Origin of the sequence: Citrobacter sp. S39, assembly GCF_009495675.1 — a bacterium.
GTDB lineage: Bacteria > Pseudomonadota > Gammaproteobacteria > Enterobacterales > Enterobacteriaceae > Citrobacter > Citrobacter freundii.
This window is the reverse complement of sequence record NZ_CP045555.1, coordinates 3,089,563-3,102,349: the sequence shown is the minus strand read 5'-3', so window position 1 is coordinate 3,102,349 and position 12,787 is coordinate 3,089,563. Positions and strand designations below refer to the sequence as shown.

Below are 12,787 nucleotides of genomic sequence, written 5' to 3'. Positions count from 1 at the left end.
TTTGCTCAATTCACTGACAGGGACAAGCAAATGACAGCATTACTCGCCGCGGCCAACGAGGCCCTAAGCCAGCAAAAAGATCGTATCAATCCGCGCTGGTATCCGCGCTATCACCTCGCCCCTCCGGTGGGCTGGATGAATGACCCTAACGGCCTGTCCTGGTTCGATGGTTACTACCATGCGTTCTATCAGCACTATCCGTGGCAACCGGTCTGGGGGCCAATGCACTGGGGCCATGCGCGCAGCCGCGACATGGTGAACTGGGAGCACTTGCCGATAGCACTGGCGCCAGAAGGACCAGAAGATAAAGACGGCTGTTTTTCCGGTTCAGCGGTGGTTGACGGCAATAAACTGGCCCTGATCTACACCGGGCACAAATTCGACGGCGAAGCGAGAGAGGAAAACCTGTATCAGGTACAGTGCCTGGCTACCAGCACCGACGGGATTCACTTTGAACGCCAGGGCATGATTCTGAATACCCCGCGAGGCGTACACCATTTTCGCGATCCGAAAGTCTGGCAAGAGGGAGACAGCTGGTACATGGTGGTGGGTGCCCGGGTCGATGACGTGGGCGAAGTACAGCTCTATCGCTCGCAGGATCTGCAGCACTGGCAGTTTGCCAGTACGCTCGCCCAGGCCGATGACGGCATGGGCTACATGTGGGAGTGTCCGGACCTCTTCCCACTGAACGATAAGCTCGTCTTAATGTTCTCGCCGCAGGGCATCGCCGCGGACGGATACGATTACCGTAACCTGTTCCAGAGCGGCTATATGGTCGGCGAATGGCAGGATAACCATCAGTTCCACGTTACCCAACCCTTCCTGGAGATGGACCACGGGCATGATTTTTACGCCCCTCAGTCATTTATCACTCCGGACGGTCGCCGCGTGGTGATCGGTTGGCTATCCATGTGGGAGTCGCCGATGCCAGAACAGGCCGACGGCTGGGCTGGCATGCTTACTCTTCCCCGGGAAGTGACGCTCGATGCAGATCTGCGGCTGCGCATGAACCCGGTCAAAGAACTGGAGGCATTACGCGGTCAGCTTCATGTCTGGCCGGTCAGTGACCTGAACAATCGCACCCTGATGGTAGAAGAAAAGGCGCATGCTCTCGAGGTCGAACTGAGCCTCGATATCGCCCGCAGCCATGCTGAACAGTATGGCATCGCGCTGGGTGACGGGCTGCGCGTCTTCGTCGATACCCAGGCACAGCGTCTGGTGCTTGAACGCCGCTATCCGCAACACGGCCTGTCGGGCTGCCGTAGCATACCGCTGCCCGCCAATGATGTGCTGGACCTACATCTATTTATCGATAGTTCGTCGGTAGAGGTCTTTGTTAATCACGGCGAGTACACCCTCAGCAGCCGTATTTATCCTGAACCGGACGATCGCCAACTGACCTTATTTAGCCAGAACGGACACGCCATTTTTAATAACGGGTATGCCTGGCCGCTCGCCGCCAATTAACCACCCGTCTCACTGCTTTGGGGAAAAATAATGACAATCTGGACGCTTGGAGATGCCGTGGTGGATTTGCTACCGCGCGACAATATGCAGTTTGAAGCCTGTGCGGGAGGCGCGCCCTTCAATGTGGCCATCGGCGTCGCCCGCCTCGGCCATGACAGCGGCTTTATCGGCCGTGTGGGCAATGACACTTTTGGACGCTTTCTGCATCAGACGCTGGTAACAGCGCAGGTGGATACAGGAAGTCTGGAGTTTGATGCACAACAGCACACCAGTACCGTACTGGTTTCACTAGCTCCCAACGGTGAGCGGCAGTTTGAGTTTTTGGTTAATCCGTCTGCCGATCAATTTCTCAGTCCGGCGAGCCTGCCCGACTTTGGTGCCGACATTCTGCACTTCTGCTCGCTGGCGCTGGTTGCCCCTGAGTGCCGCGCCACCCTCACCCTGGCAATAGACGCATTGCGACAGGCCGGCGGTACGCTGAGCTTTGACATCAATCTGCGTCCGCAGATGTGGAGCAACGAGACGCAGATGTTTGACCTTGTCAGCGAGTTTGCCCGGCAGAGCGACATTCTGAAGATGTCAGAGGAAGAACTGCTTTGGCTAACACAGACCGAGGATTTAAGCAGCGCCTGCGAACGCCTGGCTGATTTTCCCGCGCGCCTGAAAGTCATAACCCGCGGTGCCGACGGCGCTATCGTTTTCTGGCAGAACAACAGGCTGACTTTAAGCGGCTATCTCGTCGACAGCATCGATACCACCGGCGCCGGTGACGCTTTTATGGCCGGGCTGCTGGCGGCACTCGCCGGAGAAGGCTGGCCCACATCGACGTCAACGCTACTTCCGCTTATCGAGCAGGCCAGCGCTTGTGGTGCTCTGGCGACCACCCGGCGTGGCGCGCTAAGCGCGTTTCCCGACAGCCAACACCTGAGCAGCTTTATTCAGTCACAACCGTCGCTACGGAGAACGATTACCCCGTAATAAAGCGCACTGTTATGTCGTATCAGAAAGACCTTACAATGACCTGATCTGGATTGGAAAAATCATGAAGATAAATATGCCGTTCAGTAATGATAAATATCGATACTCATCCGGGTATCTGCTCTTTTTCTTTGCCGCCTGGTCGTTGTGGTGGTCTTTTTATGCAATATGGCTAAAAAATAAACTTGGCCTGTCCGGAACGGAGCTGGGAATGCTGTATGCCGTAAACCAGTTTTTCAGCATGCTGTTTATGCTGGGCTACGGTTTTATGCAGGATAAGCTCGGTACCCGCAAACCCCTTATCTGGATGATGGGGACTGTCATCACGCTCAGCGGTCCGTTCCTGATTTATGTTTATGAACCGCTGCTGGTCTCCAACTTCAAGCTTGGCATGGTGCTAGGCGCCATTTTCTTTGGCCTTGGCTATCTCGCCGGTTGCGGTCTGGTGGAAAGCTTCGTCGAGAAAGTGAGCCGCAAATTCAACTTTGAATTCGGCACCGCCCGCTTGTGGGGATCGCTTGGCTACGCCGCAGGGACTTTTGTTGGCGGTATCTTCTTCAGCATCAACCCACACATTAACTTCTGGTGCGTGTCGGTCATGGGGGTGTTATTCCTGGTGATTAACGTGGTGTTCAAAACCGACGCACCGGCCCCGGCATCCGCGGATACACGTTCGCCCGAGCCAGACGCGCTGACCCGAAAGGATTTTCTCACCATCTTTAAAGATTCGCAGTTCTGGTTTTTCGTTATCTTTGTCGTCGGCACCTGGTCGTTCTATAGCATCTACGATCAGCAGATGTTCCCGGTGTTTTACGCCAGCTTATTTGACGATCCCGAACTGGCACCACGCGTATACGGCTACCTCAACTCGGTACAAGTCTTTATGGAGGCCGTCGGTATGGCGTTGGTTCCGTTCCTGATTAACCGCATCGGGCCTAAATCCGCATTGCTGCTGGGTGGAACAATCATGACCTGTCGAATCCTGGGTTCAGCACTGTTCACCGATATATATATTATCTCCTTGATTAAAATGCTCCATGCGCTGGAGGTCCCACTGTTTGTTATTTCAGTGTTTAAATTCAGCGTAGCGAATTTTGATAAGCGCCTGTCGTCAACGATATATCTTATTGGCTTCAATATCGCCAGTTCCATTGGCATCATCGTGCTGTCACTGCCTGTCGGTAAGTTGTTTGATAAAGTGGGCTATCAGGAAATCTTCCTGATTATGGCGAGCATCGTGGTAATAACACTAATATTTGGCTACTTCTCGCTGAGTAAAAAGCATCATCAGCAGAAGGGTATCAATGAACTGGTGACAGAGTAGCAAAGTTTCATTAATATCGCGACAGGGCCATTAGCCCTGTCGTCCCCCCTCAACAGTAAGTACGAACTGTCGATTTACTCAGGCATGTTCCAGCCAGTTGCGGAATATTTGCGCTCGCAGTATTCCCTGAAAATCAATCAGCCCAGAACAACCAAGCTTCTTGATCAGATTCTGCCTAGCCTGGTAAATCGTTTTTAAGTGTAGATTTAACAATGCGGATATCTCAAAAATAGTTCGACCTTCTCCTAACTGCGTTAAAATATATTTATCTCTCGCGGTTAATGAGATATTTGAATCCGATTGATTCTCGTGATTACCACCAGCACGAGTAATATCAACAATAAATTGTTTGATTGAGGCAACTCCGATATCTACTGGTAGTCTGTAAAGCGAAACATCATTAAGATACTGATACAAATGACCATCAATCAGCAATACCAGACGATGCGTTTTCAGATTGTAATTTTGCTTTTTTACCGCCTCAAAGTGATTCGCGGTAAAGAATACAAGTCGCGCCTTGTCATCTTCAAAAACGATATCTGCAAGAATATTCTTTAACCCTTGCCTGATAAAAATATCATCAATCCATAACTCTGCGTTTAGAGTATGTTCCTGAACGATGTTCATCATTATGGCCTCAATGAAAAATCATAATTGATTTAGAGGGGTGCTATGTATAGTCTTAATCCAAAAAATGCTTAGCATAAGGGCTTTCAGCATATAACAAGGGTACTGTACATATTTTGTTAATATGAAGACTTATTAAACGTCGTCAGCTGTGTAGCGCAATACTATTTCCAGGGTTTTTCTGATAACATCTGCCTGGACAACGTCAACCGTTGACTCCAGAGAACCAATCAGGCTTAAAATGATGTTTTTATTATTAACATTATCACCTGCCAGAATTACATTTGTTACCGCCTGCCCCAATACCACAGACTCATCTGCTAATAGCTCACCTGCATTATGGAAGTAACTTGATAAAGCTTTATCCGTCATTACGTTGTGGACATTAATTTCATGGAGCATGGTAACCTCGCTTGTATAGTCTGGAAGATTATCTTTAATGTAATTTAAGGTTTTTGCTGGCACTGAATGCACTCTCATCTCTGGTTTTATCCGGTTTTCTGCTTATTTTCCCCGGATTAATGTTTGTAAAGTCATTGATAGCGCTGTCAATTAATTGCTTTCGTGTGCCATCTATTTCACTGGCCTGCATAAGTCGCAATTGCTTAATCACTGCAGCTAACGAAACGTCTCTATGCATTCGCAGAATTTCTAGCACAGCCAAACCTGTAATTTCATGTTTCAAGCGTTCACTATCAGTTTTCTTCATAACGCCTTCACTACTTACCCCTATCATATAAGGGGTTTATTTTATTCAAAGAGCAGGCCAATTAACGCATTGTAATGTTTTTGTTCTTTCTCCCCTGATGCTTTTTCAAGACGACACAAAAGCTTAGTGCAAAGTGATTTGCGGTTCAGATTACGTCCATCTTTGAGTATCTCAGTGACGATTTCTCCCAATGTTTCCTGTTGAGTTGGCAGATGCGCCTTTGCAAAGTAACGAGAAATCGCGCTTGCAGTATCAGTGCGAACGTTATGCTGCTGCATGTCATGCTCCTGTATCAAAATGCTGGTGAATATTAAGTTTTATAACAGTAGCAAAGTTGTACCAAAAATGTGTACAACAAGATTAATTTGTTTTTACCAAAATGTGCTAAATGATACAAATCAATTACCTACAATTGTATCGATTGATATAAACATTAGGATCACTGTACAAATCACGTCGTAACATGGCTAAATTTCATCTTAATCAGACCGTTCAATTGTGAAGTTAAAGTTAGAATAATGTATTAAAATCAGGACATAACCTGGGTTGTCTGATACTGTCATATATCTTCCTCTCCCTTATTCCCGGACTGTCCATGCTCACGACCATTATTTACCGCAGCCATCTACGTGATGACGCCCCCCTCAAAGCGCTTGAGGATATGGTGACAGCTGCAAATATCAAAAACAGGCGATCTGATGTTACGGGAATCTTACTCTTTAACGGTCACCACTTTTTCCAACTGCTTGAAGGCCCTGAGGAGCAGGTAAAAGAGATTTATTGTTGTATTTGTAACGATCCACGGCACCACAATATCGTTGAGCTGATGTGTGATTACGCTCCTGCGAGAAGATTCGGAAAAGTGGGAATGGAGTTATTTGATCTACAAAAACATGAACGCAATGACGTTCTGCAAGCTGTGCTGAATAAGGGAACATCAAAATTTCAGCTCACCTATGATGACAGGGCGTTACAGTTTTTCCGCACATTTGTCCTTGCGACGGAAAAATCGAGCTATTTTGAAATACCAGCGCCGGATTGCTGGAGTTTTATTGCCGACAACTCTTGTACTCTCCTGGATGAAAACACACTCCCATCCGATATAGATTTCAGCTTTGCTTTTCAACCAATTATCGATCCTATGTCGCAACGCGTCATTGCTCTGGAAGCACTTATTCGTGGTAGAGACGGTGAAACGCCCGCAACTTATTTTGACAACTTAAATCCTGAGGAACTGTATACCGCGGATCTGCAGAGCAAAAAGACTGCTTTTGCAATGGCAAGCGCGCTGGGACTTAACGACAAAATGCTGTCAGTCAATCTGCTCCCCATGACCCTGGTAAACAAACCCAATGCAGTCAGCTTTCTTATAAACGAAATCGCTGCGCACGGGCTAGTGCCTGAACAAATCATTGTAGAGTTTACCGAAAGTGAAGTTATTTCTCGCTTTGATACGTTCGCGCAGGCCGTGAAGTCACTCAAGGCTGCGGGGATCTGTGTGGCGATAGACCATTTTGGGGCAGGTTTTGCCGGGCTTCAGCTTCTGTCTCGTTTTCAACCCGACCGAATTAAGATAAGCCGCGAGCTGATCACGGATGTGCATAAAAGTGGACCGCGGCAGGCTATCATTCAGGCAATTATCAAATGCTGCGCGTCACTGGAAATTATGATTTCCGCAGTCGGCGTTGAAAAACCCGAAGAGTGGATGTGGCTTGAATCCGCGGGCATTGAAATCTTCCAGGGTAACCTTTTTGCACAAGCCTGCCTGAATGGTATTCCATCTGTTGCATGGCCAGAGAAAAATGATTTCTCAGCGTCAAAATAACTAACGCATTGTTATAAATCAACAATCACCACAACCGCCCTCATGCTGAACATAAAAAAACAGCATTTACTCCTTGCATGATAGTAAAGTAAATCTTAATTTTGCTAGAATCTTATATATGTTTTGTACAATTTGATGAATGTTGTACAAAGTAGCAGGAACCGCATATCGGTGACGGAGAATCAGGAGTGTCCGGGGGAACTATGGCTTATTACAGCATTGGGGATGTCGCAGAACGTTGCGGGATAAATCCTGTCACCCTTCGGGCATGGCAACGACGTTACGGTTTACTCAAACCCCAACGCAGTGAAGGTGGCCACCGACTCTTTGATGAAGAAGATATTCAGCGTATTGAAGAAATAAAACGTTGGATTAGCAATGGCATACCTGTTGGTAAAGTTAAGGCATTGCTGGAAACCAGTACCCGTCAAGCTGACGACGACTGGAATCAATTACAAGAAGAGATGATGAGCATTCTTCGCATGGCACATCCACCGAAGCTGCGAGCCAAAATTACCGCACTCGGTCGCGTTCACCCCGTAGATGCGCTGATTGATCACGTTTATCTTCCCGTACGTCAACGGCTGATACTTGACCATAATACATCCCGCATAATGAACAGCATGCTTGATGGCGCATTGATTGAATATGTTGCAACACTGCTGTCTGAAACGCGGCGCAAGTCAGGAAAGGATGCTCTCCTGATGGCCTGGGATGTTGAAGACAGAACCCGTCTGTGGCTCGAAGCCTGGCGTTTATCGCAATCTGGTTGGCATATTGCCGTTCTGGCTGAACCCATTGAATCGCCAAGACCTGAACTTTTCCCTGGGCAAACGCTTTTTGTCTGGACCGGTATCGCGCCAACCCGCAGACAAAATGAACTGCTACAACACTGGAATGAGCAAGGTTATAAGGTCATTTTCCACAGCCCGTAGCCAACACGTAATACGTGTAAGATAAATCATACGACTCTCATTTTTTGGATGGTTATTTTGAGTACCATCCAAGGAATATGTTGCCCCCTATTCTCCTGACTTAACACCCGCTATAGCATAAAAACAAAACAACATACTCACCCGTTGGTATTATTTTTTTGTCGACGACATCACCTTTTTCCTAAGTAAAATTCATTAGATCAACTGGCGTACACCTAATACTTATTCTAGGGTTAAATTATGTCTTCTTGTGCCACATTATTGTTTTTCTAAAGTAATAAATGTGGTTATTTGAAAAAGGTAAAGGATATGGCTCTAGTCTTAGACAAACGCTTAATTCTTTGTTGCTGCGCCTTTTCCATTATCTCTGTGGCAAATGCAGCAACCGTTAACGGAACATTTCAGGTGCTGATGACGATTCAAAAGGCCTGTACCGTGACTGCGGGTTCGGCTTCAAATATCACACTTGGTCCGGTGAATACCACGGCGACAAATACCAGTGCAAGCAACACTATTTCAATTAATTGCTCAAAAACCACGCCCTATTTTATCGGGCTGGCGCCGTCGGCCGCTAATGGAGGGACGACGACGGGCTCGGGCGCCATGTCCTCTGTGGCTAACGCTGCTACCAATACCGATAAAGTGCCCTATCAGCTAAATCGCACGTCAGCAACAGGTCCGGTATGGGGAAATACCGCCACCGACACCGCACCTGGGAATGGCGTAGCAGCGACAGGGACCGGCCTGGTGCAAACTTTTACTGTTTATGCCACCGCACCGAGCGCCAACTTCACTCCTGACGACTGTGCCGACACGGTAACGGTTAACGTTAACTACTAACTTCAGGAAGCTATATGAGAGTAAAACTGCCTGTTAAGCAGTGTGCCTGCGCATGCCTGCTAGGGATGGTTGCGAGCGCCAACCTTGCCACTGCCAGTGGGCTGCAAATAGCCCCGGTCACGTTAACGTTGCAAGCGACGCAAAATGCCGATGGTATCTGGTTGAGTAACGCGGGTGAAAATGTGCTCAATGCCCAGGTTCGGGTTTTTCGCTGGAGTCAAAGTGCTTATGACAACAAACTTTCCCCCTCTCAGGGGCTGGTGATAAGCCCGCCGATGTTGGCATTAGCCCCTGGAGAACGTCAGTTGATTCGAGTTATTCGCACAAGCCCTCCCTCGGCACATGCAGAAGACGCTTATCGTTTGTCGATAGATGAGTTACCTCCTGCAAAAGTAGAAAAAAATAAGCTTCAGTTTGTGCTGCATTATTCCGTTCCCGTTTTCATTCAACCAACATCAGCGGCACAAACGCAGGCAAAACTGCAATGGAAATTACAACAACTGGATGGCAAAAAATTTATTGAAGTCAGTAATCAGGGAAATGGGCATGCACAGTTATCTGCTGCAACATTTATAAGCCCTGACGGTACTAAAAAAGTCATTACACCCGGACTATTAGGCTACGTTTTACCAGGCTCAACAATGCGCTGGATAGTCTCCCCGTCGGCCAGTAATAATCATTATGGCGGGAAAATTGAAGTCACAATCAATGGCCAAAAAACAGTACAAGATCTGTAACAGATTCTGGCTTCTGGTGAAATTTTGCTTTCTCAATGGAGTATTAATATCGGGAATGGTTTGCGCACAAACGCTGAATAATAACCAGGGTGAGAATGGTGTTATTAATAGCACATCACAAATTACGGGAGTCGATTTGTATCTCGATGTCACCTTAAATGGGAATCCCGTTGGGCTGGTACATTTTGGCTACGATAATGGAAAGCTTTATGCGGGAGCTAATACCCTGAGTAAAATGGGCTTTCGCTTTGCTCCAGACGCCACTAACGCCGTCTGCCTGAACGATATCCCCCAGTTAACCATTGACTACAACGTTCAGTTGCAAACGCTCTCGCTTACTGCGCCACTTAGTTCACTCGATCTTGCCACCACGCAGCTTAACTCGCCTACCGAAACCGCGCCAACGGCGACAACATCACGCGGAGCGCTGCTCAATTATGATATCTATACCCAGCAGGGGGATGAGAGCGTAATAAATACCTTCAGTGAACTTCGCGCCTTCAATGCTGCCGGCGTGCTCAGCACCACCCAGTTGACGCAGTACTCCACCGAGGAATACGCCGATAACAGCTTTGAGCGCCTTGATACCAGCTGGCGTACCTCATTTCCTGATACGATGTTGGCGTTAACCGTTGGCGATACCCTGACAAGCTCACTCATCTGGTCCCGACCTACGCGTATTGGCGGCATTCAGATAGGCACCGATTTTGGTTTACAGCCCTATATGCCAACCACCCCGCTCCCTGCATATCTGGGATCCGCGACGTTGCCATCAAACGTTGAGCTGTACGTGGACGGTGTCAGGTACTACAACGGAGAAGTCCCCGCAGGTAGTTTTCAGATCAACACCATGCCTAACATCAGCGGCGCGGGAACGGGTCAGGTGATGATGACAGACGCGCTGGGCAGAACGAGCGTACAAAATTTCTCGTTCTACAACGATCAGCAACTCCTGCGGGAAGGATTAACCGCCTGGTCGGCAGAATTGGGCACGGTACGCGAAAATTATGGTTATTCCTCTTTTGACTATGCCAGCGCACCGGTATTGAGCGCTACGTGGCGTCGCGGGTTTAGCAATACGTTGACCGCCGGGGCTCACGCAGAAACCAGCGATGGACTAATTAACGCAGGCTTCAGTAACGACTGGATCCCGGGAACCCGCAGCGGCACATTTTCGACATCACTTGCCGCAAGTAGCGATTCAGGGCAGAACGGATTTCTGTATAGCTTTGGTTATCGTTGGTCCGGCGAACGGTTTAATTTCAGTACCAGCACCACGGCAACTTCTGGCGATTACCGCGATGTCGCCACCCATTATGGTGAGCCGCCCCCAACGCTTAACAGCAACACGGTCATTGGTTATTCGCTGGAATCTGCCGGAAATGTCAGCCTGAGTTACCTGCATTTTCGTTATCCACACGAAAATGCGGTGCGCTACGCCAACGCCAGCTGGTTCAAATCCGTTACAGACAACATCTCACTGAATGCCGGATTCAACCAGAACATTGACGATAACCGCGATCGCAGTCTCTATCTGATGGTAACGATTACCACTGATAACAATCTGAGCGCCAGCAGCACGCTACAACGCACCAACGATGAAACCGGCTATCAGCTCAACGCCAGCAAGACGCCGCCTGCCGACGGCGGTTGGGGCTGGAATCTGGCCGCCAGTCAGCAGGCTTCCCGACAAAGTGGCCAGGGAGAAGTAGGATATCTGGGGCGTTATGGTAAAGCGTACGCGGGATTCAGCCGTTTACCAGATAACCATTACGGCTACGCAGGCGCAACCGGATCGCTGGTGACCATGGGAGGCGGCTTGTTTGCAGCAAGGGAAATCAACAATGGTTTTGCCGTCGTCTCAACTGACGGCGTGCCTGATGTTCCAGTCAAACTGCAAAATAACCTGATTGGTCGCAGCGATGACCAGGGACTACTGCTGGTCACGCCGCTCAACAGTTATCAAAAAAACCTGATCAGTATTGACCCGATGGATCTCCCCACCAATATGCGGATCGCACGCGTTGAGACGAATGCCACGCCTGCAGATCGTTCCGGTACTTTGGTTAGTTTTGGCATCACCCCCGTACGTGCTGCACAGGTTATCCTCGTCGACAATCAGGGTAAGCCAATTCCTGAAGGCAGCATGGCTTACGCCATCAACAGAAAAAGACAATCTTCTGTCGTTGGCTTTGATGGGATGACCTGGTTCGACACACTGGAGCAGCACAACACGCTGCGCGTTGAGACGGACACCGGTAGTTGTCGCGTGCAATTTGACTATCCCGTGTCAGCAAAGGGGATTGTGCAAATAGGCCCGCTGGTTTGTCGCCCACACTAACAGGAGTGCGCTCATGAGGTTAAGACATCTGCTACTCATTGCTGCCGTACTTTTTTGTCCGGCAATTAGCCATGCGGTAACCTGTTCGGTGAGCAATGTGCAACCCATAAATTTAGGTTCGGTCAATCCACTGTCTGCGACAGGCGCAACGTCATCAATGACGTTCAGTTACACCTGCACCAAAGAGCTTGGTGACGCGCTGGCAGGGATCAATCTCTGTTTTAATATTGGCGCCTCGGCCGTCAGTGGCCAGGTGACACCGCGAAATATGTCATTAAGCGGAACGCCTGCCAGAACACTGGCATACCAGCTTTACCAGGATAGCGGGCGCACCAAAGTCTGGGGCAGCCAGTATCAGTCGGGAACCACTTTTCCCATGGTACAGCTTAACCTGCTGAATCTGACGCCAGTGACGGGTTCACTCACGGTATCGGCGCAGATCGTCACACCACAAACCGCAGCCGTCCCCGGAAATTATCAGGATAGCTATACGACGGCAACAGCCCTTGTCACTCTCAATCCCGGATTGCTTTTCCCGCCAACAACCTGTGGCGATACGGTTGCCGCCAGGCTGCCTTTCACCGTATCGGCGACCGTAAGCAAACAGTGCAATATCACCTCTGCAACCGATATTAGCTTTGCGCCAGCCAGGGCGACCGGGCGTAACCTTACGGCGTCAAATACCGTGGGTGTAGCCTGTTCCAATAACACACCTTACACCATCGGACTTCAGCCCTCTAACGGCAATACGGCAGGCAGCGGCGTGATGGTGGGCACGGGGTCAAATACGGATAAAGTCCCCTACCAGCTTAGTTCGACGCCAGGTCCTTCCGGTACGGTCTGGGGCAATACATCACTCAATACCGTCGCGGGCAACGGTACGGGAACAACAACTACCTACCCGGTTTACGCCACCGTCCCCAGCGCGAACTACACGCCAGACAACTATGCCGATACCGTTACCATCGCCGTAACCTACTGACCTCATCTTAACCGCAATAAAG

The 12,787-nt window shown here is 49.2% G+C and carries 13 protein-coding genes; 9 read left to right on the top strand and 4 right to left on the bottom strand.

Features of this window, described 5'->3' with window-relative positions:
* The first annotated feature begins 30 nt into the window (after nt 1-30).
* From GFB57_RS14795 to GFB57_RS14785, 3 genes are all read left to right on the top strand, one after another.
* Complete coding sequence (locus GFB57_RS14795; protein ID WP_003020839.1) at nt 31-1,467, top strand: glycoside hydrolase family 32 protein; 1,437 nt, start codon at nt 31-33, stop codon at nt 1,465-1,467.
* Between the two features lie 30 nt (nt 1,468-1,497).
* Complete coding sequence (locus GFB57_RS14790) at nt 1,498-2,445, top strand: aminoimidazole riboside kinase (protein ID WP_003020841.1); 948 nt, start codon at nt 1,498-1,500, stop codon at nt 2,443-2,445.
* Between the two features lie 64 nt (nt 2,446-2,509).
* Nucleotides 2,510-3,769 (top strand): MFS transporter, encoded by a 1,260-nt coding sequence (locus GFB57_RS14785; RefSeq protein ID WP_008322595.1) that lies wholly within the window; start codon nt 2,510-2,512, stop codon nt 3,767-3,769.
* A gap of 78 nt (nt 3,770-3,847) precedes the next feature.
* Here GFB57_RS14785 and GFB57_RS14780 read toward each other — a convergent pair whose 3' ends face one another.
* From GFB57_RS14780 to ycgZ, 4 genes are all read right to left on the bottom strand, one after another.
* Nucleotides 3,848-4,399: a LuxR C-terminal-related transcriptional regulator gene (locus tag GFB57_RS14780; RefSeq protein ID WP_003020846.1), complete on the bottom strand. Its 552-nt coding sequence runs from the start codon at nt 4,397-4,399 to the stop codon at nt 3,848-3,850.
* Between the two features lie 132 nt (nt 4,400-4,531).
* Nucleotides 4,532-4,798, bottom strand: a complete 267-nt coding sequence (locus tag GFB57_RS14775; protein WP_003020849.1) for a biofilm development regulator YmgB/AriR family protein — start codon at nt 4,796-4,798, stop codon at nt 4,532-4,534.
* A 34-nt stretch (nt 4,799-4,832) separates the two neighbouring features.
* Nucleotides 4,833-5,105, bottom strand: a complete 273-nt coding sequence (locus GFB57_RS14770; RefSeq protein ID WP_290366826.1) for a hypothetical protein — start codon at nt 5,103-5,105, stop codon at nt 4,833-4,835.
* 41 nt (nt 5,106-5,146) lie between these two features.
* Complete coding sequence (gene ycgZ / locus GFB57_RS14765) at nt 5,147-5,383, bottom strand: regulatory protein YcgZ (protein WP_003020856.1); 237 nt, start codon at nt 5,381-5,383, stop codon at nt 5,147-5,149.
* 317 nt (nt 5,384-5,700) lie between these two features.
* Here ycgZ and GFB57_RS14760 point away from each other — a divergent pair, with 317 nt between their 5' ends.
* The 6 genes from GFB57_RS14760 to GFB57_RS14735 all read left to right on the top strand — a co-directional run bounded on the left by GFB57_RS14760 (nt 5,701) and on the right by GFB57_RS14735 (nt 12,765).
* The gene (locus GFB57_RS14760) at nt 5,701-6,930 is read left to right on the top strand and encodes a diguanylate phosphodiesterase (RefSeq protein ID WP_003020858.1); all 1,230 of its coding nucleotides are present in this window, start codon (nt 5,701-5,703) and stop codon (nt 6,928-6,930) included.
* Between the two features lie 203 nt (nt 6,931-7,133).
* Nucleotides 7,134-7,865 carry a MerR family transcriptional regulator gene (locus tag GFB57_RS14755; protein ID WP_003020862.1) on the top strand — a complete coding sequence of 244 codons (732 nt, stop codon included), beginning with the start codon at nt 7,134-7,136 and terminating at the stop codon, nt 7,863-7,865.
* A 309-nt stretch (nt 7,866-8,174) separates the two neighbouring features.
* The gene (locus GFB57_RS14750; RefSeq protein ID WP_290366825.1) at nt 8,175-8,705 is read left to right on the top strand and encodes a spore coat protein U domain-containing protein; all 531 of its coding nucleotides are present in this window, start codon (nt 8,175-8,177) and stop codon (nt 8,703-8,705) included.
* A 14-nt stretch (nt 8,706-8,719) separates the two neighbouring features.
* A complete protein-coding gene (locus GFB57_RS14745) occupies nt 8,720-9,442 on the top strand; it encodes a molecular chaperone (protein ID WP_003020869.1) in 723 nt (240 codons plus the stop codon).
* Nucleotides 9,443-9,497: 55 nt separating this feature from the next.
* Nucleotides 9,498-11,783: a fimbria/pilus outer membrane usher protein gene (locus GFB57_RS14740; RefSeq protein ID WP_003020872.1), complete on the top strand. Its 2,286-nt coding sequence runs from the start codon at nt 9,498-9,500 to the stop codon at nt 11,781-11,783.
* Nucleotides 11,784-11,796: 13 nt separating this feature from the next.
* The gene (locus tag GFB57_RS14735) at nt 11,797-12,765 is read left to right on the top strand and encodes a spore coat protein U domain-containing protein (protein WP_290366824.1); all 969 of its coding nucleotides are present in this window, start codon (nt 11,797-11,799) and stop codon (nt 12,763-12,765) included.
* Nucleotides 12,766-12,787 lie beyond the last annotated feature (22 nt).

What these genes read in the sequence shown, in the direction of transcription:
- GFB57_RS14795 (WP_003020839.1), top strand. Translation starts at nt 31, where the DNA reads ATGACAGCATTACTCGCCGCGGCCAACGAGGCCCTAAGCCAGCAAAAA.
- GFB57_RS14790 (WP_003020841.1), top strand. Translation starts at nt 1,498, where the DNA reads ATGACAATCTGGACGCTTGGAGATGCCGTGGTGGATTTGCTACCGCGC.
- GFB57_RS14785 (WP_008322595.1), top strand. Translation starts at nt 2,510, where the DNA reads ATGAAGATAAATATGCCGTTCAGTAATGATAAATATCGATACTCATCC.
- GFB57_RS14780 (WP_003020846.1), bottom strand. Translation starts at nt 4,399, where the DNA reads ATGATGAACATCGTTCAGGAACATACTCTAAACGCAGAGTTATGGATT.
- GFB57_RS14775 (WP_003020849.1), bottom strand. Translation starts at nt 4,798, where the DNA reads ATGCTCCATGAAATTAATGTCCACAACGTAATGACGGATAAAGCTTTA.
- GFB57_RS14770 (WP_290366826.1), bottom strand. Translation starts at nt 5,105, where the DNA reads ATGAAGAAAACTGATAGTGAACGCTTGAAACATGAAATTACAGGTTTG.
- ycgZ (WP_003020856.1), bottom strand. Translation starts at nt 5,383, where the DNA reads ATGCAGCAGCATAACGTTCGCACTGATACTGCAAGCGCGATTTCTCGT.
- GFB57_RS14760 (WP_003020858.1), top strand. Translation starts at nt 5,701, where the DNA reads ATGCTCACGACCATTATTTACCGCAGCCATCTACGTGATGACGCCCCC.
- GFB57_RS14755 (WP_003020862.1), top strand. Translation starts at nt 7,134, where the DNA reads ATGGCTTATTACAGCATTGGGGATGTCGCAGAACGTTGCGGGATAAAT.
- GFB57_RS14750 (WP_290366825.1), top strand. Translation starts at nt 8,175, where the DNA reads ATGGCTCTAGTCTTAGACAAACGCTTAATTCTTTGTTGCTGCGCCTTT.
- GFB57_RS14745 (WP_003020869.1), top strand. Translation starts at nt 8,720, where the DNA reads ATGAGAGTAAAACTGCCTGTTAAGCAGTGTGCCTGCGCATGCCTGCTA.
- GFB57_RS14740 (WP_003020872.1), top strand. Translation starts at nt 9,498, where the DNA reads ATGGTTTGCGCACAAACGCTGAATAATAACCAGGGTGAGAATGGTGTT.
- GFB57_RS14735 (WP_290366824.1), top strand. Translation starts at nt 11,797, where the DNA reads ATGAGGTTAAGACATCTGCTACTCATTGCTGCCGTACTTTTTTGTCCG.